Annotated in this window: 34 protein-coding genes; all 34 read left to right on the top strand. The window is 32.0% G+C overall.

Annotation, left to right across the window (positions count from 1 at the left end; translation table 11 throughout):
- Positions 1-158 precede the first annotated feature (158 nt).
- On the top strand, positions 159-731 hold the full coding sequence (locus QWZ06_RS03040) for a hypothetical protein (protein WP_290295648.1): 573 nt from the start codon (positions 159-161) through the stop codon (positions 729-731).
- A gap of 71 nt (positions 732-802) precedes the next feature.
- Positions 803-1,372 carry a hypothetical protein gene (locus tag QWZ06_RS03035; RefSeq protein ID WP_290295647.1) on the top strand — a complete coding sequence of 190 codons (570 nt, stop codon included), beginning with the start codon at positions 803-805 and terminating at the stop codon, positions 1,370-1,372.
- A gap of 219 nt (positions 1,373-1,591) precedes the next feature.
- Positions 1,592-2,386, top strand: a complete 795-nt coding sequence (locus QWZ06_RS03030; protein WP_290295646.1) for a tetratricopeptide repeat protein — start codon at positions 1,592-1,594, stop codon at positions 2,384-2,386.
- Between the two features lie 176 nt (positions 2,387-2,562).
- Positions 2,563-3,057 (top strand): hypothetical protein, encoded by a 495-nt coding sequence (locus tag QWZ06_RS03025; RefSeq protein WP_290295645.1) that lies wholly within the window; start codon positions 2,563-2,565, stop codon positions 3,055-3,057.
- Positions 3,058-3,242: 185 nt separating this feature from the next.
- A complete protein-coding gene (locus QWZ06_RS03020) occupies positions 3,243-3,902 on the top strand; it encodes a DUF2461 domain-containing protein (RefSeq protein ID WP_290295644.1) in 660 nt (219 codons plus the stop codon).
- 42 nt (positions 3,903-3,944) lie between these two features.
- Complete coding sequence (locus QWZ06_RS03015; RefSeq protein ID WP_290295643.1) at positions 3,945-4,355, top strand: SMI1/KNR4 family protein; 411 nt, start codon at positions 3,945-3,947, stop codon at positions 4,353-4,355.
- 92 nt (positions 4,356-4,447) lie between these two features.
- Positions 4,448-5,008 carry an SHOCT domain-containing protein gene (locus tag QWZ06_RS03010; protein WP_290295642.1) on the top strand — a complete coding sequence of 187 codons (561 nt, stop codon included), beginning with the start codon at positions 4,448-4,450 and terminating at the stop codon, positions 5,006-5,008.
- A gap of 196 nt (positions 5,009-5,204) precedes the next feature.
- A complete protein-coding gene (locus QWZ06_RS03005; protein WP_290295641.1) occupies positions 5,205-5,660 on the top strand; it encodes a hypothetical protein in 456 nt (151 codons plus the stop codon).
- Entirely contained in the window at positions 5,642-6,259 is a 618-nt protein-coding gene (locus QWZ06_RS03000) for a hypothetical protein (protein ID WP_290295640.1), read from the top strand. Before QWZ06_RS03005 ends, QWZ06_RS03000 begins: the two co-directional genes overlap by 19 nt.
- 77 nt (positions 6,260-6,336) lie before the next feature.
- A complete protein-coding gene (locus QWZ06_RS02995; protein ID WP_290295639.1) occupies positions 6,337-6,846 on the top strand; it encodes a hypothetical protein in 510 nt (169 codons plus the stop codon).
- A gap of 163 nt (positions 6,847-7,009) precedes the next feature.
- Positions 7,010-8,032 carry a serine hydrolase domain-containing protein gene (locus tag QWZ06_RS02990; protein WP_290295638.1) on the top strand — a complete coding sequence of 341 codons (1,023 nt, stop codon included), beginning with the start codon at positions 7,010-7,012 and terminating at the stop codon, positions 8,030-8,032.
- A 60-nt stretch (positions 8,033-8,092) separates the two neighbouring features.
- Entirely contained in the window at positions 8,093-8,497 is a 405-nt protein-coding gene (locus tag QWZ06_RS02985) for an NUDIX hydrolase (protein WP_290295637.1), read from the top strand.
- A gap of 50 nt (positions 8,498-8,547) precedes the next feature.
- Positions 8,548-8,973 (top strand): DUF1801 domain-containing protein, encoded by a 426-nt coding sequence (locus tag QWZ06_RS02980; RefSeq protein WP_290295636.1) that lies wholly within the window; start codon positions 8,548-8,550, stop codon positions 8,971-8,973.
- Positions 8,974-9,002: 29 nt separating this feature from the next.
- Positions 9,003-9,299 carry a hypothetical protein gene (locus tag QWZ06_RS02975; RefSeq protein WP_290295635.1) on the top strand — a complete coding sequence of 99 codons (297 nt, stop codon included), beginning with the start codon at positions 9,003-9,005 and terminating at the stop codon, positions 9,297-9,299.
- 105 nt (positions 9,300-9,404) lie between these two features.
- Positions 9,405-10,157 (top strand): hypothetical protein, encoded by a 753-nt coding sequence (locus QWZ06_RS02970; RefSeq protein ID WP_290295634.1) that lies wholly within the window; start codon positions 9,405-9,407, stop codon positions 10,155-10,157.
- A gap of 8 nt (positions 10,158-10,165) precedes the next feature.
- On the top strand, positions 10,166-11,173 hold the full coding sequence (locus tag QWZ06_RS02965; RefSeq protein ID WP_290295633.1) for a metallophosphoesterase: 1,008 nt from the start codon (positions 10,166-10,168) through the stop codon (positions 11,171-11,173).
- Positions 11,174-11,186: 13 nt separating this feature from the next.
- Positions 11,187-11,843, top strand: coding sequence for a hypothetical protein (locus QWZ06_RS02960; protein ID WP_290295632.1), 657 nt, complete (start codon positions 11,187-11,189; stop codon positions 11,841-11,843).
- 25 nt (positions 11,844-11,868) lie between these two features.
- Entirely contained in the window at positions 11,869-12,582 is a 714-nt protein-coding gene (locus QWZ06_RS02955) for a hypothetical protein (protein WP_290295631.1), read from the top strand.
- A gap of 289 nt (positions 12,583-12,871) precedes the next feature.
- Positions 12,872-13,642 (top strand): phosphodiester glycosidase family protein, encoded by a 771-nt coding sequence (locus QWZ06_RS02950; RefSeq protein WP_290295630.1) that lies wholly within the window; start codon positions 12,872-12,874, stop codon positions 13,640-13,642.
- Positions 13,643-13,741: 99 nt separating this feature from the next.
- Positions 13,742-14,281 (top strand): dihydrofolate reductase family protein, encoded by a 540-nt coding sequence (locus QWZ06_RS02945; protein ID WP_290295629.1) that lies wholly within the window; start codon positions 13,742-13,744, stop codon positions 14,279-14,281.
- A 9-nt stretch (positions 14,282-14,290) separates the two neighbouring features.
- Positions 14,291-14,665 (top strand): VOC family protein, encoded by a 375-nt coding sequence (locus QWZ06_RS02940; protein WP_290295628.1) that lies wholly within the window; start codon positions 14,291-14,293, stop codon positions 14,663-14,665.
- A gap of 132 nt (positions 14,666-14,797) precedes the next feature.
- Positions 14,798-15,577, top strand: a complete 780-nt coding sequence (locus tag QWZ06_RS02935; protein ID WP_290295627.1) for a helix-turn-helix domain-containing protein — start codon at positions 14,798-14,800, stop codon at positions 15,575-15,577.
- A gap of 73 nt (positions 15,578-15,650) precedes the next feature.
- On the top strand, positions 15,651-16,160 hold the full coding sequence (locus QWZ06_RS02930; protein ID WP_290295626.1) for a hypothetical protein: 510 nt from the start codon (positions 15,651-15,653) through the stop codon (positions 16,158-16,160).
- 43 nt (positions 16,161-16,203) lie between these two features.
- Positions 16,204-16,974 carry a hypothetical protein gene (locus QWZ06_RS02925; protein WP_290295625.1) on the top strand — a complete coding sequence of 257 codons (771 nt, stop codon included), beginning with the start codon at positions 16,204-16,206 and terminating at the stop codon, positions 16,972-16,974.
- A 116-nt stretch (positions 16,975-17,090) separates the two neighbouring features.
- Positions 17,091-17,765: a hypothetical protein gene (locus QWZ06_RS02920; protein WP_290295624.1), complete on the top strand. Its 675-nt coding sequence runs from the start codon at positions 17,091-17,093 to the stop codon at positions 17,763-17,765.
- Between the two features lie 5 nt (positions 17,766-17,770).
- The gene (locus tag QWZ06_RS02915; RefSeq protein WP_290295623.1) at positions 17,771-19,156 is read left to right on the top strand and encodes a serine hydrolase domain-containing protein; all 1,386 of its coding nucleotides are present in this window, start codon (positions 17,771-17,773) and stop codon (positions 19,154-19,156) included.
- 67 nt (positions 19,157-19,223) lie between these two features.
- Positions 19,224-20,834: a serine hydrolase gene (locus tag QWZ06_RS02910; RefSeq protein ID WP_290295622.1), complete on the top strand. Its 1,611-nt coding sequence runs from the start codon at positions 19,224-19,226 to the stop codon at positions 20,832-20,834.
- Between the two features lie 94 nt (positions 20,835-20,928).
- Positions 20,929-21,312 (top strand): 5-carboxymethyl-2-hydroxymuconate Delta-isomerase, encoded by a 384-nt coding sequence (locus tag QWZ06_RS02905; RefSeq protein WP_290295621.1) that lies wholly within the window; start codon positions 20,929-20,931, stop codon positions 21,310-21,312.
- A 31-nt stretch (positions 21,313-21,343) separates the two neighbouring features.
- On the top strand, positions 21,344-21,847 hold the full coding sequence (locus tag QWZ06_RS02900; RefSeq protein ID WP_290295620.1) for a DinB family protein: 504 nt from the start codon (positions 21,344-21,346) through the stop codon (positions 21,845-21,847).
- A gap of 71 nt (positions 21,848-21,918) precedes the next feature.
- On the top strand, positions 21,919-22,488 hold the full coding sequence (locus QWZ06_RS02895) for a CbrC family protein (protein ID WP_290295619.1): 570 nt from the start codon (positions 21,919-21,921) through the stop codon (positions 22,486-22,488).
- A 116-nt stretch (positions 22,489-22,604) separates the two neighbouring features.
- Positions 22,605-23,663 (top strand): TraB/GumN family protein, encoded by a 1,059-nt coding sequence (locus tag QWZ06_RS02890; protein WP_290295618.1) that lies wholly within the window; start codon positions 22,605-22,607, stop codon positions 23,661-23,663.
- A gap of 25 nt (positions 23,664-23,688) precedes the next feature.
- Complete coding sequence (locus tag QWZ06_RS02885; protein ID WP_290295616.1) at positions 23,689-24,702, top strand: gliding motility protein GldB-related protein; 1,014 nt, start codon at positions 23,689-23,691, stop codon at positions 24,700-24,702.
- 538 nt (positions 24,703-25,240) lie between these two features.
- Entirely contained in the window at positions 25,241-25,843 is a 603-nt protein-coding gene (locus tag QWZ06_RS02880) for a hypothetical protein (RefSeq protein ID WP_290295615.1), read from the top strand.
- A gap of 89 nt (positions 25,844-25,932) precedes the next feature.
- Positions 25,933-26,085, top strand: coding sequence for a hypothetical protein (locus QWZ06_RS02875; RefSeq protein WP_290295614.1), 153 nt, complete (start codon positions 25,933-25,935; stop codon positions 26,083-26,085).
- The last annotated feature ends 2 nt before the right edge of the window (positions 26,086-26,087 follow it).

The raw sequence follows: 26,087 nt of genomic DNA, 5'->3' as shown, positions 1-26,087 counted from the left end.
TAAAAAATCAAATTAGTATCATCAGATTAAGTTAAGAACCATAGGTAAGATTCTCTTAAGTCAGTAAAATGAATCAGGTCTTATTAAAACTAATTTTATTTAAATTTACTGCCCAATAACATTAAACTAATAACTCTGCCCTAGAGCACACTATGCAAATGAAACATAAAATCTACATCAAAAATGTAATTCTCTTTTCGCTAGTCTTATTTCTTTTAACTCAATTTTTCATTTTCTTTTACCGCTATTTCCATTTAGGAAACTTTTCAAAAGAGAATGCTTTATTATTTTCCATTTACTGGTATGGATTAATGCTTAGTTATATTTTGACCCTCTACTTTGCACTAAAAAAAATAATACTTGAAAGTAAGGAATTAAAACTTGGGAAATTGATAATAGCATCATTAGCAATCATTTTCATTGTTTATCATATTAACTTTTTTGTTGGATACATAAAATATTATTACATAGATGAAAAAGACAAAATCGTTGCTCATAATACGATCGATAGATTAAAAAATCTCCTTAATGGTGAAGACAACTCTGCTCCAAGCTATGAGCCTTTTAATATTTTTATTAAATATCCTTATTTATTACTCATAGATATACTTTCAGAGTTCAACATCATTAGATTATTCTTTTTCTTAATTACGGATAGAATCATTATGCCTCTATTATTAAGCTTAGCTTTATACAAATGGTATAAAAAACATCCCGAAAAAATAAAATAATGGTAACATAGTTGTGTGTAGATATTATTAGGACAATATGTAAATTTGAATATTACCAACAATACAACAGTATGCAAACAGATTTTTTCGGAACCATTGAAGATAAAAAATTACTATTGGATTTTATATTTTCTGAAACTAACTACCTGGTTTTTGATCATTATTCTGAATTTGGAGAAGAACTACAACAGTATTTTTCGACTGCTGAAATTTCGGAAAAATTCGATTTGGAAAACGGCAAACAGTATAATGTTACATTTGGACTTTGGAATCCGTTGGATAAAACAAAAAATATCGTTCAAAAAGTAACATTAGATCCTCAATATTGTAATGGACACACGTTTCGATATGCAAGTGCAGGCTGGGGAATACAAAGGCTATATTTCGGCGGAATAGAAAATGGGTTTCTCAATGCATCACAGTGTATGGGATTTAATGAAAAAGGGGCTCTAGCAAAAGACTTCATAAATCCGGATCACGAAAAAGAAGCTCATCAATTAGACTGGAAACTCATTCGCTCTGATCAAAGGAAACTTAAAAATTATATTGAGAAAAAACTGGGAGCAGAAAAGCATACCCGTGGAATTATTTTAAAAAATGCAAATCAACTCATCACCCATCACGAATTAACAATAAGGTAAAATATATACAGACCTCTGTTTTATGAAATTCTCACGGCAAAAAGTATCGTGACTTTGTGCAAATAAAAATGTCTCTTTAAAAACATTCCATTACTTGTTCACATTTTTTTCTTAGTTTAGTTCGCGAAAAATATCGGTAATATGGGGTCAAAAAATTGAAATCAAGTTTCACCTTTATCTTATGTAGCCTATATTCTTCTTTTGACAAAAAACTTATCCATGAAACAAATCATATTGCTTTTATCAGTCCTGTTGTGTCTGATAAACATTCAGGCTCAGCAAAATCAAACCGATTATTTTTTAGGAAAAAGAACCTATTGTAAAAAACCGGATAATGAAAGAGTCAATAAAATATATCCTTTGGGAATAAGAGCTGTTCAACAGAAGTTATATCTTGGTGCTGCTTTCAACATCTTTGCAGAAGTTATAGAAAAGGATAACGATTTTTGTGATGCCTATTTTTGGGCCGGTTATACTTTAAGACTGAGCAATGAAGAGGATAAAGCGGTTATTTTCTATCATGCGGCAGACAGCCTTGCTCAAAACAGATCCATAGAATTTAAACAGAATCTTGCCACTCTCGCTATGAAAGTCGGAAGAATGAGTTTTTCAAGAAAGAAATTCAAGGAAATGACAGAATATTTTCCTGAAAGTCCTGAAGGGTATTATGGAATTGGGCTTACCTCTTTATTTATAGAAGATTATAAAAACGGACTCGAAAATATAAATATTGCCGAAAGTAAATACAATACACCAAACAAAGATACTCAATGCCTCAAAGCGGTATTGTTAACATTAAATGAAAAATATGAAGAGGCTATTCCTTATTTTGAAAAGGCAGAATCCAACTTTAAAAAGGATGATACTTTTAATGGATGCTATGCATTAAGTCTGAAGCAAATCGGAATAAAAAATTCAAATGAGAAATTGATCAAAAAATCTCAAAAATATTACGAAAGGGTACAAAATAAAGAGGGTTTACCTGAAGTGGTAAAAAATGCTTTAAAAACTTAATGAAAATATATTTCACAGGATCATATGGGTAATCATCGAATAAAGTATAGTATTCAAAATTCTTCCGCATTTATCGATTCATTTTTTGTATTTTAGTTCATAACAGGGTTATAAACTCCATGTGATCGAAATAGAGCTTTCCATTCAATGTTGTTCACACTCCAATACTGTATAATATGATGAAAACCGAGGCGAACAATACCTATTTAGGACTAAAAATCGGACTGATTTTTAGTGTGCTCTCTTTTTTACTAACATTCACTTACATTGTTCCTATTTTTACGATTATACCTGCAAGCCTAATAGAATTAATAGCAGAAAATTTTGTAAACAAAGATCCATATGGGAATGTAGGAAAAGTAACAATTTTAATTTTTGTTTTACTCTTAATCCTATTCCTTTTCCTAACATTAAAAGCAGCCCAAAACATTGCTAACAAAGGGCTTCATTTAAAATGGGCTGAAATAGTTCTGGCCATGTTTATTTTCTATTTTATTATTCATCCACTAGGATTTTATATATACTGGGCTCTATTTTTGAATTTCAAAAGTGATGGTCAACTCATTTTTGAAGCGATTACAAGTTTTCCTTACTCAAGTATTGGGTTTGTCATTTTAGGATTGATCATAGATCTGGTTTGGAAAAAAGAATTTAAAGTTTCTAAGAATTAATTCAATACCCTTGAAAGAGAAGACAGTTCTTCGCCAATACTCTTTCTGTGATCTACAATCTTACAAAAAACTATAGGTTAAAAATATTTACATTTAACTCATAACAATACAGATAAAGTAATAAAAGGTTTTTAACTTTGAAATCAATATTTTCAAAACTAAAAAGTGTCTCTGCATATAACATTATGAAAAAAACATTTGAGTTTCTTACCCAATTAACAAAGAACAACAATCGGGACTGGTTTGCCAGTCACAAATCTGAATATGATTTGGTCGTAAAAGAAAACAAAGTATTTTTTAACCAGATCTATACTGAACTTCAGGAATATGACAAATTAAAAGGAATTCATATTTTCAGGATTTACAGAGATGTTCGTTTTTCCAAGGATCAAACGCCTTATAAAACCAATTTTGGTGTGGGGTATTCTCGTTCAAAACCAATGCTGAGAGGTGGATATTATATTCAGCTAGAACCTGGAAACAGTTTTGTAGGCGGTGGATTTTGGGGACCTGAAACCAAAGATTTACTCCGCATCCGCCAGGAATTTGAACTTGGTACACAAGAAATCGAAAAGATTACTTCTGATAAAACCTTTATCAACTATTTCGGAGAACTCAAAGGGGATTCTGTAAAAACAGCTCCACGAGGTTTTGATAAAAATCATCCGGCTATAGAGCTTATCAGAAAAAAACAATACATCGTCATGCGAAAATTTACTGATCAAGAAGTTTTCTCAGAAAATTTCCAAAAGGAAGTCGTACAAACGTTGCTTGCCATGCGTCCATTCTTTGATTACATGAGTGAAGTCCTTACAACAGATCTCAACGGAGAACCTTTATTTTAAATAGAAAATAAATTATTATCAATTCTAGTCGATATCATTGGAATGATTATTATTAAGATCGAGAAGATTAAAGAAACATGGGCGAATCAAAACATAAAATTGAGCCCGCCTGCAACAGAAGAGTCCATTAAAGCAACAGAAGAAATGATCAACTTCCCGTTTCCTGATGATTTTAAAGAATTTTATTTACAATTGGACGGCTTTCTGGATTGGGATTGGACAAGGAATATGTTTTCAATCTGGCCTTTAGCAAGAATTCAGGAAGAATATCATAACCAAACAGATAAGAACTTCATTGTATTTGCCGACTATTTGATCAATTCAATTCAGATGGGCTTTATGAAAGGAAAAAAAGGAGTTTTTAAAAATTATGATGAAACACCGGAATGGATTGCAGATACTTTTTCTGAAGCCTTATTTCTTATAGATTCGGATGCTGATATTTTGTATTGATATAATTTATTTACAGATAAGGATTCCCGTAAGGTAGCTCCCACAGCTTGTTTTACTTTTGACGATCAATTTGATTATTAAAAAATAAAACAATGAAAAGACTAGTATTTCTATTGACCCTTTTAGTTTTTGGGGTTTCTTTTGCTCAAACAGCTCCAACATTTGAGAACGATACCTTAACAACCTCTACAGGATTTAAAGTATACGAAGGGTTAGACTTAAAAATCGGGACAGGCTCTATGAATGATGGTGATTTTAAATTTATCAGAACCAATGCCTCTTCAATGTTCAATTATACCTCAACAACAGGTTATCAGGGATTGGCTAATCAGGCAAACTCCTTTAAAAGAAGTAATTCAGGACTGACTTTCAAGGTAAAAAAGATCATGCCCAGAGGCAGTAAACGAAATGGTTTTGTGTATTACGCTAAAATAGGAAGTGGCCTTATGAACTATGAAATTGATCTTGAGAATGCCATTAAATCTGGTGAGTTAATCATTCCTGCAGAATTTCTCTCTAAAGAAAAATCTCAAAATCTAAATTCAGAAACAAAATATGACAAGCTGAAAAAGATTAAAGAATTAAAAGATTCAGGTGTTCTGTCCGAAGAAGAATTCCAAAAGGAAAAAGATAAGATAATGGAAGAAAAATAAATTTTAAGGATACCATTCTGTTTTACAGAGTGGTATTTTTTTCTTCAAAACAGGAGTGTTCATTTTATTTTCGAAAAAAGACAAACTATTTTAATTAAATTTACAAAAACAAAACTAATAAGCTCAATTCGAGTATTGCTATATTGATCAATACTAACACTATAAAAAATAAAACACAACCCGAATCCAAAATCAGATGAAACAAATAGAAAAAATACTGGAAAGTTATTTTCTAATGGCTCTACTCAATATTTTGATTTTTATCGGCTATATTGACATTGCCCGTCTGCCGGGAGGTCAATTTGGAATGATGCCATTCGGCCTTATGATTGCAGCTGGAATTTCTTTAGTGGCGGCACTCCTCATTGTACTCATTATTAAAATTAAAAAGTCCGTTACATTTGCTACTTCTACCCTAATTTATAATATCATTTATTTGGGTATCCTTATTTTTAATGGACTTGGGCGACCAGCAGTTTTTAATTTCTCGTCTTCAAATGCTTATCTATTCAGTATTTTAATAGGATTTCTAGTCTGGGGGATAGCCCTTACGGTGGCTCGATTCTTTCCATCAAGAAGAAATAAAACTAATATTGGAAAAATCTCGAATTCAAAAAGCAATAACACAATCGAATGGACAGTGAGAAAATAAAATTACTACGAAATAAAATTACAATTCCATTAAGTGTTGCCATACAACTGCTGAAGAAAAATAATGGTGATATCAATGCCAGTGAACAAGAATTTCACAATAATAACATAAGTGAGATCAGTGTTTCAACAGCATGTGATCTTGATACAGCAAAAGAAAATTATGAACTCTGCCAATATGATATTACAAAGGCGATTGAAAAAATCAATTCAAAACCCATAATTATCACGACAAGGGATAATCCTTCGCCAAGAAATGAAATTGGATTTATTCTATGGCCAGAAAATAAAGATGGTGAGCACTATAAAACAGTCAAGCGAAACGATGCTTTCATTCCTACCGCCGATTTTGATTATGTCATCAATGAATTTAAGGCTGTGTTCCCTTTGATAAACCCTTGGAACGGGTATATGGAGGATGGTTTTGATACTTGCGGACATAATTATTTTGACAGAAATACCTGTAGAATAATTATCGATAGAATAAGCCAAATGAAAACAGATGAATTGAAAACCGCACAATTTAAAGCTGAGTTGATTGAATGGCTCAATGATAAATTAATATATTCAGAGTATATTGTAATCTATGGAAATCTTTAAGAAAAAATACGGATTCTTGTATAGTTTTACCATTTTAAAAGCACTGGGAAACTTAATAATAGTCAATAATTAAGCATATGACTTTAACCAAAAAATTAATTCTACTAAATACTGTTTTACTCGTTATTTTTACGATCCTCATCTTTAAGGTTGAGAAAAGCATCCTTATATGGTTGTGTTTCTACTTTTTGGGGTGTTCATTATTTGCATTGATCGTGAAAAACGCAGATAAAAATCCGGATAAAAATAAACGTAAGCATAAAACTCTGCTAAAGACATCGGAAGACGATGGAATCTTCGAGTATACTGAAACCGGTTTCTATATTTGGAACAACGATTTCATTACCATGATTGAATGGTATGAAATCCTTAGAATAACCGTACAGAAAACTTCTGTTTTGGAAAACATTCATACAGAATTATTGATTGAAACCTTCTTCGGAAAAATAATCATCAATGACTCTATGCACGGCTGGGAAAAATTCATTTCTAAAATTGATGAAAGATTACTTTTTAATAAAGAGAACAGCTCAGCAAACGCATGGGGATTAAGAACCAATATACCCATCACCATTTATCAGAAATAAAAAATGAAAAAAACATTATTGGACTGCTATGAAAACTGCCCGGACAAAAGAATAAATAAATCTGTCCTAAAGAAATTTATTGATGTTCTTGATATATTCAGATAAAACATCACCTTTTACAAGACAAGACAAGACAAAACTAATAAATCAACAAAAACCCAATATGCTCTATCACAAACAGATCTCCTTATTAATTACCATTTTTTTATTTCTCTCCAATTCTGTATTTGCCCAGAAAAAGCAAGTCGCACAAATAGACTCTTTAATGAGATCCGCAAATCAATCCGGAGTTTTTAATGGAAATATTTTAGTTTCGAAAAATAATAAAATCATTTACAACGCTTCCTTTGGTTTTACTGATGCAACAAAAACGAAAAAGCTTTCCCCTGATTACAGATTCAATATTGGATCTATTACCAAAGAATTGAGTGGCGTAGCCTTATTGCAATTGCAAGAGCAAGGCAAATTAAAAATTGAGGATCATATTTCAAAATATATTCCTGAATTACCTCAATGGGCTCATGAAGTGACTATAAAAGATGTATTACAATACACAAGTGGACTTCCCAATGTCAACTGGAAAAAAATTAAAAGTAATCAGGATGTTTTTGATGATTTAAAATTAATCGATAAACTTGATTTTGTTCCGGGAACTCAATACGATTACAACATGAACAATGTTTTTCTAAGGCAGTTTATTGTTGAAAAGATTACTGGAATGACTTACAAAGAGTATGTCAACCAAAATATTTTCAACCCTTGTAAAATGAATTCGTCTGAGATCACACCTATTATTAATGAAAAATTTGTAGCTAAAGGATTTAATAACAAATTAATAGAAGATAAACCGGATTTTTTGGTGGGTGGCACTTTCTTAACGACAACAGATTTGCTAAAATTCGTAAATTGTCTTCATTCAAAAAAGTTAATCAATGAAAATTCATTGTTTGAATTGGGGCAACAATTTAATTCGCCGGATACTCAATCCTCTTTGGGAGAGGCTCAATTTAAAAACAAAAAATTAGTTGAACATTCTCATGATGGAAGAGCCGGAAACTATGAAGCTCTTTTAGTTTCTGACCTGAATGAAAAATCGACTATTATTTTATTGGGGAATAATTATAACGGAAAGCTATTTGAAATTTCGGATGCGATTACAGCCATTTTGAAAAAGGGGAAGAAATAAGAAATACCCTTACATTTATAAAATAATTGTGTAAATAATAAAAAAATATATTAAACTATAATGACCAACAAAATCATTGACAAGCTTGCCTGGATAGAATTAAAAGACAAAGCCATTCTCTCAACAAAAAGCTACGGAAAAGACAAATATTATATTCCCGGAGGAAAAAGAGAAACCGGAGAAACAGATGAACAGGCTCTGATTCGCGAAATTAGTGAAGAATTAAGCGTTACCATAAATCCTGAAACCCTTAATTATGTAGGAACTTTTGAAGCACAGGCTCATAGTCACGATGAAGGTATCCTTGTAAAAATGACCTGCTATTCGGGAGAATATTCCGGAGAATTACAGACAAATTCTGAAATTGAAGAAATGAAATGGCTTAAGTATTCAGACAAAGATAAAATCTCGGAGGTTGATAAAATAATTTTTGATTATTTACGCGATAACAACTTATTAGACTAATATCTCGTTATTATATCACCTTCAAAATTGACCTCATTACCAAAATTGATATGACCATTCAAGAACAAATTTCAGAATACATCAACAGCCAGCCTAAATCTAAATCTGATGATATGGGAGAACTTCACCGAATCATCCAAAAGCTTATGCCAGATGCTAAATTGTGGTTTTTGGATGGTAAAAACAGTGATGGAAAGACAGTTTCCAATCCTAACATTGGATATGGGTTATCCACTATTCGATATGCTGATGGAAAAACAAAGGAGTTTTATCAAATAGGAATGAGTGCCAATACCACTGGTATTTCCGTTTATATTTTGGGGATTGATGATAAAACTTACTTAGCCAAAACCTTTGGTGACAAAATAGGAAAAGCAAACATAACAGGATATTGTATAAAATTTAAAAATCTCAAAGAAATCAATATTGAAATCCTTGAAGCAGCTATACAATACGGTTATGAGCAAAAATTATAATTTTAGGATGAATTTCATTAATACCTATCATGCAGCCATCACATAAAACTACCCGTAAAATTACTCTATTCCTTATTTTAGGGATATTATCCCTTATTATCGGATTATTTTTTTCCTATACTGCCTTTACCAGTGTTTCTGCAGTAGATGGTTTCGCAGGATTTTATTTATTACTAGGACTCATTCCTGTGGTTCTCATTATCATCATAGACAGAATCTGTGTTTGGAAGTTTGGAGCCAAAAAAGTCAATAAAGTACAGTTTTATATAGCAGGAATATTCCTTTTACTTTTTATCCTAAACTGGATAAGACTGCAAACTCAATAAATACCCCAAAAAGAACTAAAAATATAATACCTAAACCGTTCAAAAGTTTTGAACGGTTTTTATTTTATAACAGAAATAGATGTACATTGAAAAAAATAATAACCTATGAAAACCAGTGTACTCATTCTTTTCATCGCCATATTTCAGATTTCCTGTTTCCAAAAAAATTCTGACCTATCTTTTCTGAATGGAGAATGGGTTTCCGACTCTATAAAAGTAAAAAACAACAATCATTGGCGTGAGTTTTTATATTTTAAAAATGGAAAATTGCTTGCTCAGACTACATGGTGGGGGCAAAATTATGTACTTAATAAAAACCTGGATATTCAGAAAAATCAGTTTACAGATGCTAAAGGAAATATCTATTCTATTAAGCTTATTGACAGCCTCACTATCGAAGTAAAAGGGAAAGAATATTACGGAAAGTTTATCAAAGAAAAGTTTCAGCCGGAGAATATCGATTCTACCATCATCGAATTTGAACAGGCTCAGAAAAACAGAAATCAGCTTATCGGAAACTGGAAAATCATAAAGCTGGAAAAAAAACTTCGCAGTGATGCTGATCTAAACGATCCGATTAATCAGGAATTTCTGAAGAGTACAGAATTTGAAAAGTTACTGGATATCCCCACCAGCTCGATCAATCATATTAATCTGGATCTGGAAAACTTTACAATACATTTAAAAAACGGAAAAAATTATCAATATCCTTATGTTTTAGGACCCGAATCTTTTGAACTGTTTTCGGAGGATATGGTTTTTAGCTTAAATTATAAAATAGAATCTCCCCACCAATTCAGAATTAAAACTTATAATACCATCGGAATATATATTGATATTATATTTGCAAAACAATAAACAAAACCATGAGAACCTTTGTAATCGGAGACATTCACGGTTGTTATGATGAACTCATAACGCTGACAAAAAACATTAATTTAAAAGACGAAGATCTGCTGATTTCCCTGGGAGACCTCGTTGATAGAGGCAATAAATCTAAAGAAGTTTACGAATATTTCAAAAACCGTCCGAACTCTATCGTTCTGATGGGTAATCATGAAAGAAAACATCTGAACGGAACTTTAAGCTACGCTCAGGAAATTGTAAAAATACAATTCGGAGAACAATATTCTGAATTTATTGACTGGATAAAAAATCTGAATTACTATTACGAAACAGAAGATGCCATCATCATTCATGCTTTTTTTGAACATGATAAAAAACTGCAAGAACAAAAGGAAGAAGTTTTATCCGGCACCACATCCGGAGATCGGTATTTAGAGAAAAAATATCCCGAAAACACCTACTGGAATGAATTTTATAAAGGTGAAAAGCCTATTATCTACGGTCATCATGTAGTTGGAGATCATCCCAAAATCCTAAACAACACCTATGGAATCGATACAGGAAGCTGCCATGGAAATTATTTAACAGCGATTGAACTTCCGTCGTTTCAGATTCATCAGGTAAAAACCCCAAAAGATTATTGGGTTGAAGAGCAGAAAAAATGGCAAATTCCAGTGTTAAAAAATAAAAACTGGAACGAAATGACCTTCATGGAAATTGATAAGCAACTTGCAAAGCTTGCCTACATTAAAGAGGAGGAAATCGTTGGTTTTCTGAGTGATTTACAGGAATGGAAGGATCAACTACAAAACTCGTTGAAGGAAATAAAAACAATGATTGATGATCTTACCCGCTCTGTAATGGAAAAAAATCCGGATACATTCCCTCTTGAAGTTGAAAAATATTTTTTCAAAGGGTTTATGTATAAAAGCAGAACCAACCGTTTAGAAGTAAAAGACCTGGAAAAGCACATAGATACTCCACAAAAGGTTATGGATATGCAAATGGGGCTTAAAAATGCTCAGTAAACCAAAAAATGTAATGAAATATACACTTCTCCTGCTTTCTTTTTTTCTTCCGTTACATATTTTGGCCTGTAAATGTGCCTATGAGCCTACTATAAAAGAGTCTTTTAATAGTGCCACTCTTGTTTTTATCGGTGAGGTTTATGATGTTTCAGAAGTTCCGAATGGATATAAAACGTCCAAGAATACATTGAGTAAAGTAAAAATCAGCAAGGTATATAAACCTGATTTTTATGAAAATTTCTATAATGAGAATGCTACTCTTTTTCATTCTCAGCTTCAATCATGTGATGTTTTGTTCTCCGAAAAAGGGAAATATTTGGTATTCGCCTACATTCGTAAAGATACCGGATTCCTCTATTCTGATCATTGCCTGGTACAAAAAAGACTGGATCAGGTCACACCACAAGAATTAAAAGAATTGCAACAACTAAGTCATGATTACCTCACTGAATTAAAAACACCAAGGCCAACAACAGTAACAGTTGATCTTATTGATGAAGATATTAATGTAACTGAAAATATGATAGGAAGGCATCTGAAAGAACTTTCTGACATCCGCAGTGAAAATAAAAGTTTAAAAATGACTGCCTTTTTTTCAATCATTGTCGTTCTTATATTTTTAATGATTATTTTGCTTCTTCGCAGAAAAGTAAACCTATTGAAAAAATAAGTAGATTAACAATTTCCGGGCACCTATGAAAACCCTTACCTTCTTATTTTTATTGATCAGTATCTTCTCTTCTGCACAAAGAAAGCCAAAAGATACATTGGGTATCCCCGACTGTACCGAATTTTATAAAGAAGGGAAAATATACTATGATCAACTCACTGCAGAAAAAAATAACATTGATTACAGCACATTAAGTAAACTTGTCTTAAAAGATATTAACCTGAATAACATTCCTTCCGATAACCTGATCATTATCATGACTGGAATCATCAATACTACCGGAGGCTGTGTTTTTGACTACATGAAAGAATGCCATCATAATCTGAATATCACCAACCCTAATTATAGGGAAAATGATTTTTGGGATATCCAAACAATTAAGCAATTGGGAGATATTACTCATAAAAATATTATTTTCAAACGATTGAGAGGTGAAGTGAACAACACCGTCTATTTCATCAATGAAAAAATGGGAATTCCCAATAAGGAAGTTTATCAATACATTCTATCAACGACTCACGGAGGAACTGACAAACAAAAATATTTTTATCAACCCTATATTGGAAAGCCTTTTTCACTAAAAAACACCCACTCCATTTATCTTACATTCAGCAATCATGTTGACAACATCGTAAAAATATCTGTTTTGTATAACTTTGGTTCTGCAAATGCTCAGAATGAATTTTTAACGTATCAGTATCAAAAAAAAGAATGGAAGCTTATTAATAAAGAGGGGTAAAAGGGACCATTCGCAAAACTTGGGGATCAGTACAAAATCTATACTTTTTTGCCGAAGAAAAAGATTATTTTTAATCGCAAAGAAAAATAATTCAAAGGCTTTATTTTAGGAAGCTAAAAAATTTAAATTTGGTACTGAAGAAGCTTTGTTGATATGCATTCGCTTAGAAAGAATCAATGAAATTGATTCCATTCTTTGCTCCCTTAAGAGTATGAGATAAGATGTTAAAAACTTTGCGTCAAATTCCATCAATACAAACAATATTATCTCCAACTTTTGATACTGATCCGTGAAAAAAGTAGAAAAGCTTTCTCAATCTTATTTTGAAACCCCACAGAAAATTTATATGACGATACAATCTTTTCTCATACCTCTACTCTTTCTCATGATCTCCTGCAGCGAAAAGATTCAGGACAAAAGTAACTTTGTCATCTATCAGGTAAATCCTAAAAAGCAAACCGTAAGATTATTTTGGAAAAACAGTAATGATGAAATCCTGAAAAGTCTTGGCAGTCTCAAAAATGAAGTGGAATCTAACAATGAAAAATTAATTTTCGCCATGAACGGAGGAATGTTTGACCCTAATAATACACCAAAAGGATTATATATTGAAAATTTCAAAATTCTGAACCCCATAGACACATTAAAAGGTTCCGGAAATTTCTACCTTCAGCCTAATGGAATTTTTTATTTAACCCAAAACAATCAGTCGGAAATTTCTGAAACAAAAAAATATAAATACAATACATCAATCAAATACGCCACCCAATCCGGCCCTATGCTCTTAATTGATGGAAAAATAAATTCCCTCTTTCAAAAAGATTCTAAAAACCTGAATATCAGGAATGGTGTTGGCATTCTGGAAAATGGAGACCTTGTTTTTGCGATGTCTAAAAAAGAGGTAAATTTCTATAGCTTTGCTCAGCTTTTTAAAGAACTGGGCTGCAAAAAGGCACTGTATCTTGATGGCTATGTTTCCAGAATGTATCTTCCGGAAAAAAACTGGATGCAGACGGATGGAGATTTCGGAGTGATGATAGGCGTTACAGAAAATCAATAAAGATGCTGGTTTGCCAAGATTTTCTAGAAAAATAAATTATACTTATCTTTCATTGTTATTAGAAAAAATATTAATACCTATTTACCATTCATTCTTATCATGAAAAAAATTATCCTGGATTTAGCAACGACATTAGATGGATTTATTGAAGGCCCCAACGGAGAAATCGATTGGTGCATTATGGATGATGACATGGATTTTGAGGGCTTTATCTCCAATATTGACACTATTTTTTATGGACGGGTAAGCTATGATGCATGGGGAAATTATCAGCCTGATGAAAATACAGCGCCGGAAGAGCTGGAATTCTGGAAAACCATTCACTCAAAAAATAAATTTGTCTTCTCAAGCCAAAACAGGGAAGATGAAAAAGCAACATTCATTCATTCCGATCTTGTGGAACAGGTTTTAGAAATAAAAAGACAAGGTGGAAAAGATATTTGGCTATATGGTGGTGCTAGCCTTATTAAAACGTTCATTCAAAATAACCTGATTGATGTTTACAGAATATCTGTGCATCCTGTTGCTTTAGGAAGCGGAAAGCCTCTTTTTGAAGATTTGAAAGAAAGATTAAATTTAAAACTTATTGAAACCAATGTTTTTAAATCCGGTGTTGTACAACTTATTTATCATCCATAACATCTCACCATGAACATCAAATTAGACTCTATCATCCTGTATGTACAAAATATCACTTTACTTAAGAATTTTTATGTTGAAAATTTTAATTTAAAAGTAATTGAAGAAGATTCTATTTGGGTTTTGATGAACGCAGGAGCAGTTAACATAGGACTTCATAAAATTGGTGATCAATATCTTGAAAAAATAGAGACTGGTTACCAATTCGATAACAATACCAAACTCGTTTTTGAAGTAGCTACAGATATTGAATCCGCAAGAAATGAATTGTTGTCAAAAAAAGTTGAGATGAGAGCCATTAAAACTTTTGAAAACTACGATTTCTGGTTGTGTGACGGAACAGATCCTGAAGGAAATGTATTTCAGTTAAAATGTAAAAAATAACACTTGAGACTTAATTTTTTAGCCAAAAGTTTTAAACACTTAAGTTATATTGGAGTGTAAAAGCTTTTGTATAAGAAGTTCACTTAACTTTTTGAAAATCTATTATTTTCATAACCAACAAAATTTAATACCATGAAAACAAAGAAAATACTTGGGTTTACAGGAATATTCATCGCTCATTTTTTGTTTGGGCAAAACATATCCGCTATTGAGCAACAGCTTAATGAAACCTTTCAAAAAATTAATTATTGGTCTTCAGAAGGCAGGGATCATAAAAATTCTTATGACTCTTTAGCTACTGCCAATACAAAATTTGAAAAGCTATTAGTTCGATACACTTCTTCTCATCCTCAAACCATAAGCCATGATTTCAAATCTCTTGAAAAAAACGGATTGGTAATGACCACTTCAGAAGACGGTAAATTCCGGATTTATTCATGGGATACCTGGACTGGAGGGACCATGCATTTTTTTAAGAATGTTTTTCAGTATGAATCTGACCGAAAAACATACTCCAAAGCAGTAGAGCATGATAGTGAAGGAGATCCGGGATCTTATTGCTATCAGATCAATGATATTATTTCGGAAAACAAAAAATATTATCTTACTCAAAACAAAGCCATCCTGAGCTCGGGAATGAGCTATCATTATGTGAAAGTTTTTTCTATTGACAATGGGCAATTGAATGACAAGGCTCAACTCATCAAAACACAAAGTGGAATAAAAAACCAACTGGGATATGAGGTAGACCTTACCGCTTCAGCCAACAGAAATTATGAAGGCAGAGATTACGAGATTCAATATGATCCTAAAAATAAAATTATCAGTTTCCCTTTAATTCAGGCAGATTCTAAGGTTACCGCTAAAAAGATCCGATACCAGTTTACAGGAAAATATTTTGAAAAAATATAGCCTCGCTTTTGTGTTAATAACCATGAATCCAATTGTTCATGAAAAAGCATTTAGGAAATAACTGTAATTCTTCATGGAAATGTCTGCGATCATTAAAGTAAAAAACAGAACTAATTGGTTGGTAACCTTTATTACAACCTTAGCCTTAATTATACTCCTTTTTATTATTTTAATTGTAATTCCTTTGGGATCAGCAGAAAAAACGTATCTCCTTTCGGCATTGAGCTATATCTTAAACGTGATTCCCTTTATAGCATTTTTTATCCTATTCTTTTATGTATGGCTATGGAATACCTTTGGAAAAGTGATTCTCAATATTGAACCTGATTCTATCACGATAACGTATAAAAATAAATTATTCACAAAACCAAAAACATTTGATAAACAAGAAATTACAAAAATTAAAACGATAGATCTTAGAATGGAAAAATACAAATTCGGAGTCCGCTATCATTTTTCATGGATAGGTGCTACCTCTTCTGTTGTATTGGCAGACAGAAATGGAGAAACAAGAATTGTAGATTGGATTACGGAAAAAGAAGCCGATGAAATTACTGATAAAATAAAAAAAGTGTGGTATTAGAAGTTAAACCTCACTTACTTTTATTGACGAAATAACTATTAAAATGTACAATCCTACCAGAAGAAATAAAAACATCGGAACTGAAAATCAAGGTTACAGCCAGAATAACAAGCTAAAAATTTCTTCACCTTATGGAACTCTACAATCATTTTACGAACGGCTTACCCATTCTAAAAAAGAAATACGGGTGATCAACAACCATGAATTTTTATTTATTGTTGAGGAAACCCGGAAACATTCTATTCATTCCTGCTCTATTGATGATATTCAGAAAATTATTGAACAGATTCCTTCCGAAGATTATGGTGAATTGAAATTTATTATTCTCAGACAGCCAAAACGAAAAGAAGAAATCCTTTCACCTGTCTGGGGAAGACTCATTTATAGCTACGAATTTGAAGATGAATATTATCCGGCTATTATTTTAGATGCCATTGATCTGGAAAGACAGTTATCCTGGCCTAAAAAGCAAAGCATTGAAGATCAACAGGAATTTGAAAGATTAAAGACTGACGGACATATTTTTACCGAAACCAAAAAAAAATTCACAGCTGAGTTTAAGCCTGAGTTGGTAAGGAACACACAGCTCTACAGAACTTTGCCTCATGAATTTGGGCATTATGTTCATTATTTAGAAGTTGTAGAACGTCCCGGACACGAAAGCGAAGATGATGATGAAAAAGAAAAAAGAATGGATCTCTATTTCAGTCTTCCCAAAAGTGAAAAAGAAAAATTTGCGCATACCTATGCTGAAAAATTAAAAAATAAATTAAGCCTTGAAAATAAAATTCCTTTTGAACCTCTTAAATGGTAGACAGACTTAATCTTTTATATATACTTTTTAAGTCTCAACCATGGTGGATGATCGGATTATTTAGTATTCTTTTCATCAGAAAAAAAATGATAAAATCTATATAAATATTATCTCGTATGTTTACTAAAATTCTTTTATCTGCTTTTATTATGATATCAGCTTTCAGTTTTTCTCAGGAAATAAAGGAAAGTGAAAATTTATATATTTTCATTGGTAAAAAAATTAGCGTTGAAGAATTTAATCCTAATACAAAACAGGAAAAAAGAAGAACAAAAGAAGTAGATCCGGAAACAGGAGATACGCTCACTGTTATACACCACTCATATGTAATGGATAATGCATTTCATTGCAAATATTCTGTGATGAAAAATCTAATAAACCGACTTCCTAAAGAAACTGTTGAGTTCAATGCCTATGATCATTATGGTCGCCCGGGTTTTGAAGAATATGAAAATGTAATCCTGTACATTTCTAAAAATAAAAACGGTGATTTTTTCCATCAGAAATATATCTATGATCCGGTTTATAAAGTCAACGGAAAGTGGCTGGGAATAATAAAGCCATCTCATGATGAGAAAAAATTTAAAACAATAGATATCAACAAAGATGATATAATAAAAATAGCATTGGGGAGTTGTGATAAAATATGTCAGAAGATGTATTATCCTTCTCCTTATTTCAAAATTAAAAATGGATTTGCTTATCCTAAAAAAGCTTTAGATATCGATGATATTATTTCCTACAGAAAAACAGTTACATTCAAAATTAACGAGAAAGAAAATCAAAAATGATCACTATGAAAAAGCTATTTTACATCTTATTTTTAATCATATTGAGCAATAATCTAACTGCTCAGACTGAAAACTACACCCATATTGTCAATCAATTTCGGAAGAACTTTAATACCGGAAAATATGATGAAATTTTTAAAAGCTTTTCTGCCGAAATGAAACAATCATTGCCCATTGAAAAAAATAAACAATTTTTCGCTGATCTGAAAACTCAGGTTGGAAATGTGAAAAATACAGAATTCATAAGTTATCAACAATCAACTTACGCAGCTTATAAAACACAATTTGACAAAGGAATTCTGGTGGTTAATATTTCTTTAGATTCTCAAAATAAAATCAACGGTCTATTTATTAAACCTTATGAAGATCCGGGAAAAATAACCAATGCCCTTACCTCCTATCCAAAAGAAATAGCGACAACTATTTATTCTACAGCCGTCAAATTTCCTGAAAAGACTCAACTTTCTATTGCAGTCATTCAAAAAGGGAAAACAGATTATTATGGTATTATAAAAGATCATGACTCGATAAAGCCTATTGAAAATCAAAATAACATTTTTGAAATTGGTTCTATTTCAAAAATATTTACCTCTACTGTTCTCGCTTCTCTGACAGAATCTAACAAGATAAAGCTTACAGATACTATCAATTCATATTATTCATTTCCTTTTAAAGACAATAGAAAGATCAGCTTTGAAGAGCTAGCCAATCATACTTCCGGGCTTCCTCGTTTGCCTGAAAACCTGGATTTATCAGATCTGAAGAACCCTTATTTAAAATATCATACAAAAGACCTTGAGGATTATCTTAAAAACTTAATGATCATTGAACATAAGGATACTAAAAAATTTTCTTACTCTAATCTGGGCGTGGGATTATTAGGGTATACGCTAGGATTGTCACAAAAAACTACATTTCAAAACTTATTGCAAAAAACAGTTTTTGATCAATATGGAATGTCTCAGTCTTTTACCTCTTCTCTAAATTTGGATAATGCACTTATCAAAGGACGTAATATCAATGGAGATCTTGTCTCAAACTGGGATTGGGATGTCCTTTTCGGAGCAGGTGGTATTTTATCTACGACTGGAGACCTTGTAAAATTTGCAAATGCACAATTTAATCCTAAAAATAAAGAATTAGCTTTAACCAGAAAATCAACATTTACGGTAAATGAAAAAACAAAAATCGGTTTAGGCTGGCATATTATTACCACCAAAAACAACAAGGAAGTTTTTTTCCACAATGGTGGAACCGGTGGATATTCTTCTTCAATGACGGTTAATGTAGAAGATCAAACAGCCGTCATTATTCTTTCCAATGTTTCTTCAATCAATGAATCTATTGATCAGCTATGTTTTGAACTATTAACGCAAACAACAAAACAATAACTATTCATTTTTCTTACAATCCGATGTAATACTATCTCAGAAACAACTGTCTTATAATAAAAAATACATGAGAACTCTTTTAACCTGCCTTATTGTATTATTGGCAGTCAATCCTGTTTTTTCACAAAAAGCTAAGCAAATAGAACAACTATTAGCGGCCTATGATAAGGCAGGTAAATTCAATGGAACAATCCTTATCGCTGAGAAAGGAAAAATTATTTTTGAAAAAAGTTATGGCTATAAAAACGGCCCGAAAAAAGAAAAAAATACGAATAACAGCCTTTATCGTATTTTCTCCACCACAAAAATGTTCACCGCAACAGTTATCCTCAAACTGGAAGAAGAGGGAAAATTATCGGTCAACGATAAATTATCTAAATATTACCCAAACTTTCCAAAGGGAGATAGCATTACCATTGCGAACCTGCTTTCCCATACCTCAGGAATCCCTAATGAAACAGGTTCGGAAAATACGGTAGATGAAGAAACATTTATCAAATTCATTTCTGCAAAACCATTAACCTTTTCACCGGGCAAAAAATGGGACTACTCCAACTCCGGATATTATATTCTTGGATATATTATTAAAAAAGCCACTGGAATGGAGTATGACAAAGCCATCGAAAATTATATCCTGAAACCCCTGAAAATGAACCATACAGGGTTTCATTTTAACAACGTTTTCGATGAAAATAAAGCTTTAGGATATGAATTTTTGTCAGAAAACACATCCAACGAAGCTTTCCTTTTTAAAACCGATCATCCTTTTGCTGCCGGAGCAATGTATTCTACGGTGGAAGACCTCTTCAAGTTCAATGAATCTTTTAAAAACAATGCCATTCTTAAAAAGGAAACCATTGAAAAAATGTTCACCCCTTACCTTAATGATCATTATGGATTAGGCAGTGATGTTTTTAGTATTGATGGCAAAAAAAGAATTGGACATGGTGGCGGCGGGCCAGGCTATCGAAGTATTTATTACAGGGTTCTGGATGATGATATTTGTTTCATAGCCATGTCAAATTCTATTTTATCACATACAGATCTCATCATCCCAATAGTCGAAAATATTATATACAATAAACCTTACAAAATTCCTACTGTTATAAAAACTGATCCACAGGAACTAAAAAAGCTGGAAGGTATTTATTCTACAGGAGATTCTAAATTTTATGTAACAGTTGTAGATGGTCAGGTTCTTTTCAGGGAAACAGGAAATCCAATATGTTCTTTATTTCCTATCAGTAATACTTCATTTCAATTGGATGAAAATTTTAGCTTCATCTTTAAACCGGACGAAACAGGAAAAATTAATTCTGTAGTGGTAACCCTCCGTGATGGAAGTATAAAAACAGGAACAAGAACAACAAGTCCTTATCTATGGGGAATTATCGGAAATGCAACGCCAGGCGGCTGGGACGGAAAAGATACTCCACTGCAAACAGATTCCCAAAAACCTAATCTTTATTTCCTCAATAACTTTCATCTCAAAAAAGGGAATTTAAAATTCAGAGTCGATAATGATTGGGGATATAATCTTGGCTTAAATAGTGATGGAAAGACTGTGGCTCTTAATGCCTATGATTTCCCAATAGCAGAAGATGGCCAATATGATATTGTATTGGATATGTCTAATCCCATGAAACCTCAATACAGCATAAAAAAATCTGTTTTGTAAAATTGACATCAAAACTCGCTCTGTTCTGAGCGAGTTTTTATTTGAAATACAGATTCATATTTTCCTTACTTTTATATGATAAAAATCATATAAAATGCCTCATTTCATCATTGAATGTTCACAGGACATTCTCCAAATAAGAACCTCTCATGAAATCATGGATGCCATCTACCATGCGGCAGAATCAACAGGGTTGTTTGCTGTGGATGATATTAAAGTGAGGCTTCATCCTTATTCACATTATCGGTTAGGAGAACAAAAAAAAGATTTTCTACATGTCTTTGGATATATTATGCAGGGACGGAGCACAGAACAAAAAGCTGATCTTTCCAAAAAAATAAGTACCCGGCTTGCGGAGCTACTTCCTGATATTTCATTTCTGTCAGTCAGTATCAGTGAATTTGAAGCAGCAACCTATAGCAACAAGGCTCTCATTAATCCCGAAAATAAAGATCATAACCGCCACTTTGGACTTTGAATATTATTTTAAACCACAAAATATCAATAGTATGAGCTTAAAAAATTTAGTTACTAAAACCGTTCAGTACAATAACTGGGTTGTCAATAAATACATTGACTGGTTATCCACAAAATCAGATGAACAGCTTAATCAGGAAGTCATTTCCAGTTTTCCTACCATTTTAAAAACCCTTCATCACATCTGGCAGACCCAGGAATATTGGTGGAGCCATATTTCTGAAAGCAATGATTTCGATTTTGCCAAAACTACTGCTGAAACCAGTAAAGAAGAAGTCTTCAGAAACATAAAAAACAACTCACAAAAGCTGGTGGATTATGTGGAAAACTTATCAGAAGAAGACCTGTCCAAAAATGTAAAAATAGAATCCCAATGGTTTCAATGTGATTTTTCAAAATATGAATATATCCAGCACGTAGTTCTTCACGGAACTTACCACAGGGGACAAATTGTAACCATGGGTCGTAATGTAGGAATCACAGATGCTCCAATGACTGATTTTAACTTCTGGAATATCTACAAAGACCAAGAATAAACTTCCATAATTTTAATTTCTATGGAAATTCATTCATACTTAATTATATTTAATCTTTAACAACACATAAAATGGGAAAACTTTTTGAACTTATTAACGATCATGCTCTTGAAAAACTGGATGAATATTATACAGAATGTAATGTCTGTGGAAAAACAGAGGTGGATTTATATCCTTATCAAGGGCAAGTAACCTTAGAAAACGGCGAGATTGATGACGATATCTATGCATCTTGTTATGAGTGTCTGCAAACTAAAACAATGACTCATGCCTGTGACTTTTTCTATGAAGAAACCATTGAAAAATATGTTAACTCTCTAAAGCTTCCCCATAATCGTACAATAGAACTTAAATCGGTTCTAATAGAAAAATATAACAGAACGCCGGATATCCCAATATTTATGCAAAGAGCTGATCAACCACTTTGCTGCGAAAACATTACTGAGTTTATAGGATATCCTAAGAATGACAATGAACTCTATGAAGCCAGTGAAAATCTCATCTACTGGGAAGAAGGCCTTAAGGAAAAAAGTGAGTATTATGATTTTAGAACCTATGGTAGCCCAGAAAGTTTAAGAGAAATAGCAACTTTTCAATGTTCTCACTGTGGAAAAAAGTATTTTACATTTCAATTTACATAGTCTTCATTTAAGATATTTTCAGATCTTGATGGTTCAATAAAAATTCCTTCTTCAATAATGCTGCAAAAAACTTTTTTTCATTCCTTTTTTATAATATTTTCGTACAAAAATAAACCATGAAAAAAGTCTTAAAGTTCTTCAAATACCTATTGATCATAATTGTTTCGATCGTTTTAATTTTTGTTCTGTATATATTCATCAGTAATAAAATTTTTATTGGTGGAAAAGATTCGGAATTCACCGAATATCTTAAAAAAAATAATGAACAAATTCTTGATAAAATAGATGGTAAATTATTTGACGATACATTTTATAATTCTCAGGTTGTCCTGTTAGGTGAAATTCATGGATATGCAGCGAATCAGAAACTCGATCAAGAGCTTCTAAAATTTTTACATCAAAAAAATGGGGTAAAATATTATATTGCTGAAATGGACAGCACCAATTCTCATAAGCTGAATCTGTTTCTTCATGGCAATACAAAAGATCAAAATTTACTTAAAGAAGTAGTATTGGCTATTCAAAAAAGAATTCCCCAACAGTCCAGTCAAGAATTATTTGAAAAATGGAGTGACATCTATGATTACAATCAGACTTTACAGGATTCTTTAAAAATTTCTGTTATAGGAATTGATACCGATTTCAATGACAACTCAAAAAGAATATCCAGAGATTCGGCTATGATCACTAATTTCAAAAACTCAGTAAAAAAACTAAAGCTTGAAAATGAAAAATTGTATGGGCTTTTTGGTTTTTATCATGTACTTCAACATAGCGTAAAAAAAGATGAAAAACCTTTTGCAGAAAGGCTTAAAAACTCTGGTTTTAAAACCTCAAGCATCGTTAGCTATACGCTGGATAGTGAAATGTATCTTCCTAAAAATCCACAGTTTCCTACACCGGCTGATCAAAAAATTGACTGGATCAATGCAGATGGCCCATTCATGTTAGTAAAAGGAATCAATGACTTTAAGGAATTTGCCCAACCTAATTCTATTACATTATTTAAACTTAATTCTAAAGATTCTCCTTATTTACATTCTAATAAATTAATAACTGTGAATTCCAGAATGTTTGGGGAAAGCTTTACCCCACAAGAAAAGGCTAATACTCTTGATTATTTTCAATACATGGTATTATTAAAAAATTCAAAAGCGTTAACTCCTTTACAATAAACTTTTTCTCACCATAACCTGTTCTATGAAAAAAATCATTTCATTAGTATCGGCAGTCTTTATGATTTCTTGTGCTACAAGCACACGCTCCCCCATAGCTGATCAAAAATTAGATTATGAGAGACTGGAGCATATTCCAGATAGCGTAAAAGTTGAAAACATCGTTATTAAAAATTTATTCAAACATCAACTTCTTGCCCATAAAAATCAGCAATATGATTCTGCAAGGGTTGTTAAGGAAGTTTATCTACCACATAAAAAATTATGGGATAGCTGCTATGGTGTTATCTTCGGTGAGGAAAATGCTTATCTTTTCAACAATCCTAAAGGAATGATTGCGTGGAATAAAACTTTATATCAGGAGAATAAACAAGAACTTGAAAATAAAGCATCTATTATCTTAGGTATTGATCTCAAAACACATTTTCAGAAAACGCTGACCAAATTCAACAAATTGGTTCCTTATAAACCTAATGCCAAAATAAGTTTGCTCTTTACCCCTATAACAGGAATCATATTTGGAGGTTGTAATAATGAACAGTTTGCATTAGAACTCAATTATAAAGATGCAGATCTCATGTATACCATTGAAAAAGGATTACCTCATGAATTGAATCACATGGTCTATGAACATTTCAGAAATACAGATCCTAATAAACTCTCTGCATTAAACCAGAGTATTGATGAAGGTTTTGCCTGCTATTTCACTTATATATTCTTCGATAGAAAAATTGAAAAATATGAATCAATCAGTCTGTCTAAGCAAGATTGGGATTGGTTTATTAAAAATGAAAAAAAATTGTTTACTCAATTAAAGCCTTACTTTTCTGATACTTCAGGAAAAAATCCTTTGCTTCAAAATGACAAGTTTAAACTATTCCCGGATGCTCCAAAAAACATTAATTATTGGATAGGATTCAGAATCATTGAAAAATATGTTGAAAAAAATGGCTCTGCTTCTTGGAAAGATATCTATCATCTAAATGCCAGAGAGCTCTTAGAAAAAAGTGAGTATGAAAAATATATTGAAAGCCTATAGTAAAATTTCAATTTAAAAATAATCAAAAATAATCTCGATAATCCATATTATTCTCATTCTAATATTAGAAAAATAAATGTCTTATCAGAGAAAGACAAAAACTTGTGGATAACTTTTCCACAATCGCTTTATCTCAAGGATTAAAATGTGGATAACTTTTTATACTCCTTCAAAATAATCAACTAAATATATAATATTCAAAATAATATATAAATAAATTATCCACACAAAGTTTTCCACACCTCAATTTAAATGTGAATAACTTTGTGTGGATAACTTTTTACATGTCCCTTCTGTATCTACCATTTAATATAAAAGCATTCAATTTCACATTCAAATAGATGCCACAATTATTTAATCATAATTATTTATATATATTTTTTTAGTAATTTTAAAAAACAAATAAAATCACACTGAAAAGAAATATAAAACACTTTATCATGAAACAGCCCATACTTCACTGACATTAAAACTTTTTACATGTTGGTGAAGATAGTTGTCCACAATACAATGAAAATAATTTAATACCCCTCATTCAATGAAAACAATCAACATTCAAAACAGCATCATCCCTTACATTGGAGAAAAAGCGCCCTACATCAGCTTTCCTGAAGACATCATTTTCAATGACCATACCCTTGAAACAGAAATATCGGGATGGGATTTAAAAAATGAAAACCTTACGCACCTGTTAAAAGTTATGGCATCATTAGGAAGCTGTAGCTTATACAAGCTATTGAATAATTCTTCCAAAGAAAATATCTATTTTCTGGGTGAAAAATTAAGAATGAGAAAGCTATCCTACAGCCCCATTTCCGACACCATCACCATCACAGGCAGAAGTTATCTGGAATCTAAAAGAAAAGGCAAATCATGTCTTCATGCAAAAGACAAACAATCAGGAGAAGTCTTCTATTCTTTCGAATTGGATTATTATATCATTACTCAAGAAACGTTCAAACTTTTTTATAAGGATTTCTTCAATGATACCCCTATTGGAGACTATGATGAAAAACTTCCTGAAGGCAGAGTAAATAGATCTGAAGACCGCCATCAGTTTACCATATCCCTCATGCCCTTTACTTTAAATCAATGTAAAGGACATTTTGAAATTATCCCATTGTTCCTTTTGTATATGTAGCGAACTGTGTACTGAGAGAAATCTTTAATTCCTTAGGGAACAGAGAAGATTATGAAATCGACAACCTGGAAGGGTATGCTTCTAAAGCCATGCCCACCGGAACAGAATTTCTGATCGAAGTTTTCCAGCAGAAATTTTTAAAGAACCTCATCTATTTCAAGTGTGAAATTAAAGATGCTGTAGGAAATACTTATGCCGTAATGATTATCAACATGAGCATCAAATCTGAAACAAAGAAATAGAA

The organism is Chryseobacterium tructae (assembly GCF_030409875.1).
Lineage (GTDB): Bacteria > Bacteroidota > Bacteroidia > Flavobacteriales > Weeksellaceae > Chryseobacterium > Chryseobacterium tructae.
This window is presented reverse-complemented; position numbering and strand designations above follow the sequence as displayed.

What these genes read in the sequence shown, in the direction of transcription:
- QWZ06_RS02900 (WP_290295620.1), top strand. Translation starts at nt 21,344, where the DNA reads ATGAGCTTAAAAAATTTAGTTACTAAAACCGTTCAGTACAATAACTGG.
- QWZ06_RS02930 (WP_290295626.1), top strand. Translation starts at nt 15,651, where the DNA reads ATGGAAATGTCTGCGATCATTAAAGTAAAAAACAGAACTAATTGGTTG.
- QWZ06_RS03015 (WP_290295643.1), top strand. Translation starts at nt 3,945, where the DNA reads ATGATTATTATTAAGATCGAGAAGATTAAAGAAACATGGGCGAATCAA.
- QWZ06_RS03030 (WP_290295646.1), top strand. Translation starts at nt 1,592, where the DNA reads ATGAAACAAATCATATTGCTTTTATCAGTCCTGTTGTGTCTGATAAAC.
- QWZ06_RS03035 (WP_290295647.1), top strand. Translation starts at nt 803, where the DNA reads ATGCAAACAGATTTTTTCGGAACCATTGAAGATAAAAAATTACTATTG.
- QWZ06_RS02960 (WP_290295632.1), top strand. Translation starts at nt 11,187, where the DNA reads ATGAAATATACACTTCTCCTGCTTTCTTTTTTTCTTCCGTTACATATT.
- QWZ06_RS02935 (WP_290295627.1), top strand. Translation starts at nt 14,798, where the DNA reads ATGAAAACAAAGAAAATACTTGGGTTTACAGGAATATTCATCGCTCAT.
- QWZ06_RS02940 (WP_290295628.1), top strand. Translation starts at nt 14,291, where the DNA reads ATGAACATCAAATTAGACTCTATCATCCTGTATGTACAAAATATCACT.
- QWZ06_RS02955 (WP_290295631.1), top strand. Translation starts at nt 11,869, where the DNA reads ATGAAAACCCTTACCTTCTTATTTTTATTGATCAGTATCTTCTCTTCT.
- QWZ06_RS02970 (WP_290295634.1), top strand. Translation starts at nt 9,405, where the DNA reads ATGAAAACCAGTGTACTCATTCTTTTCATCGCCATATTTCAGATTTCC.
- QWZ06_RS02885 (WP_290295616.1), top strand. Translation starts at nt 23,689, where the DNA reads ATGAAAAAAATCATTTCATTAGTATCGGCAGTCTTTATGATTTCTTGT.
- QWZ06_RS02890 (WP_290295618.1), top strand. Translation starts at nt 22,605, where the DNA reads ATGAAAAAAGTCTTAAAGTTCTTCAAATACCTATTGATCATAATTGTT.
- QWZ06_RS02925 (WP_290295625.1), top strand. Translation starts at nt 16,204, where the DNA reads ATGTACAATCCTACCAGAAGAAATAAAAACATCGGAACTGAAAATCAA.
- QWZ06_RS02945 (WP_290295629.1), top strand. Translation starts at nt 13,742, where the DNA reads ATGAAAAAAATTATCCTGGATTTAGCAACGACATTAGATGGATTTATT.
- QWZ06_RS02995 (WP_290295639.1), top strand. Translation starts at nt 6,337, where the DNA reads ATGACTTTAACCAAAAAATTAATTCTACTAAATACTGTTTTACTCGTT.
- QWZ06_RS02975 (WP_290295635.1), top strand. Translation starts at nt 9,003, where the DNA reads ATGCAGCCATCACATAAAACTACCCGTAAAATTACTCTATTCCTTATT.
- QWZ06_RS02895 (WP_290295619.1), top strand. Translation starts at nt 21,919, where the DNA reads ATGGGAAAACTTTTTGAACTTATTAACGATCATGCTCTTGAAAAACTG.
- QWZ06_RS02910 (WP_290295622.1), top strand. Translation starts at nt 19,224, where the DNA reads ATGAGAACTCTTTTAACCTGCCTTATTGTATTATTGGCAGTCAATCCT.
- QWZ06_RS03040 (WP_290295648.1), top strand. Translation starts at nt 159, where the DNA reads ATGAAACATAAAATCTACATCAAAAATGTAATTCTCTTTTCGCTAGTC.
- QWZ06_RS02920 (WP_290295624.1), top strand. Translation starts at nt 17,091, where the DNA reads ATGTTTACTAAAATTCTTTTATCTGCTTTTATTATGATATCAGCTTTC.
- QWZ06_RS03005 (WP_290295641.1), top strand. Translation starts at nt 5,205, where the DNA reads ATGAAACAAATAGAAAAAATACTGGAAAGTTATTTTCTAATGGCTCTA.
- QWZ06_RS03000 (WP_290295640.1), top strand. Translation starts at nt 5,642, where the DNA reads ATGGACAGTGAGAAAATAAAATTACTACGAAATAAAATTACAATTCCA.
- QWZ06_RS03025 (WP_290295645.1), top strand. Translation starts at nt 2,563, where the DNA reads ATGATGAAAACCGAGGCGAACAATACCTATTTAGGACTAAAAATCGGA.
- QWZ06_RS02985 (WP_290295637.1), top strand. Translation starts at nt 8,093, where the DNA reads ATGACCAACAAAATCATTGACAAGCTTGCCTGGATAGAATTAAAAGAC.
- QWZ06_RS02980 (WP_290295636.1), top strand. Translation starts at nt 8,548, where the DNA reads ATGACCATTCAAGAACAAATTTCAGAATACATCAACAGCCAGCCTAAA.
- QWZ06_RS02880 (WP_290295615.1), top strand. Translation starts at nt 25,241, where the DNA reads ATGAAAACAATCAACATTCAAAACAGCATCATCCCTTACATTGGAGAA.
- QWZ06_RS02875 (WP_290295614.1), top strand. Translation starts at nt 25,933, where the DNA reads ATGCCCACCGGAACAGAATTTCTGATCGAAGTTTTCCAGCAGAAATTT.
- QWZ06_RS03020 (WP_290295644.1), top strand. Translation starts at nt 3,243, where the DNA reads ATGAAAAAAACATTTGAGTTTCTTACCCAATTAACAAAGAACAACAAT.
- QWZ06_RS03010 (WP_290295642.1), top strand. Translation starts at nt 4,448, where the DNA reads ATGAAAAGACTAGTATTTCTATTGACCCTTTTAGTTTTTGGGGTTTCT.
- QWZ06_RS02990 (WP_290295638.1), top strand. Translation starts at nt 7,010, where the DNA reads ATGCTCTATCACAAACAGATCTCCTTATTAATTACCATTTTTTTATTT.
- QWZ06_RS02915 (WP_290295623.1), top strand. Translation starts at nt 17,771, where the DNA reads ATGAAAAAGCTATTTTACATCTTATTTTTAATCATATTGAGCAATAAT.
- QWZ06_RS02965 (WP_290295633.1), top strand. Translation starts at nt 10,166, where the DNA reads ATGAGAACCTTTGTAATCGGAGACATTCACGGTTGTTATGATGAACTC.
- QWZ06_RS02905 (WP_290295621.1), top strand. Translation starts at nt 20,929, where the DNA reads ATGCCTCATTTCATCATTGAATGTTCACAGGACATTCTCCAAATAAGA.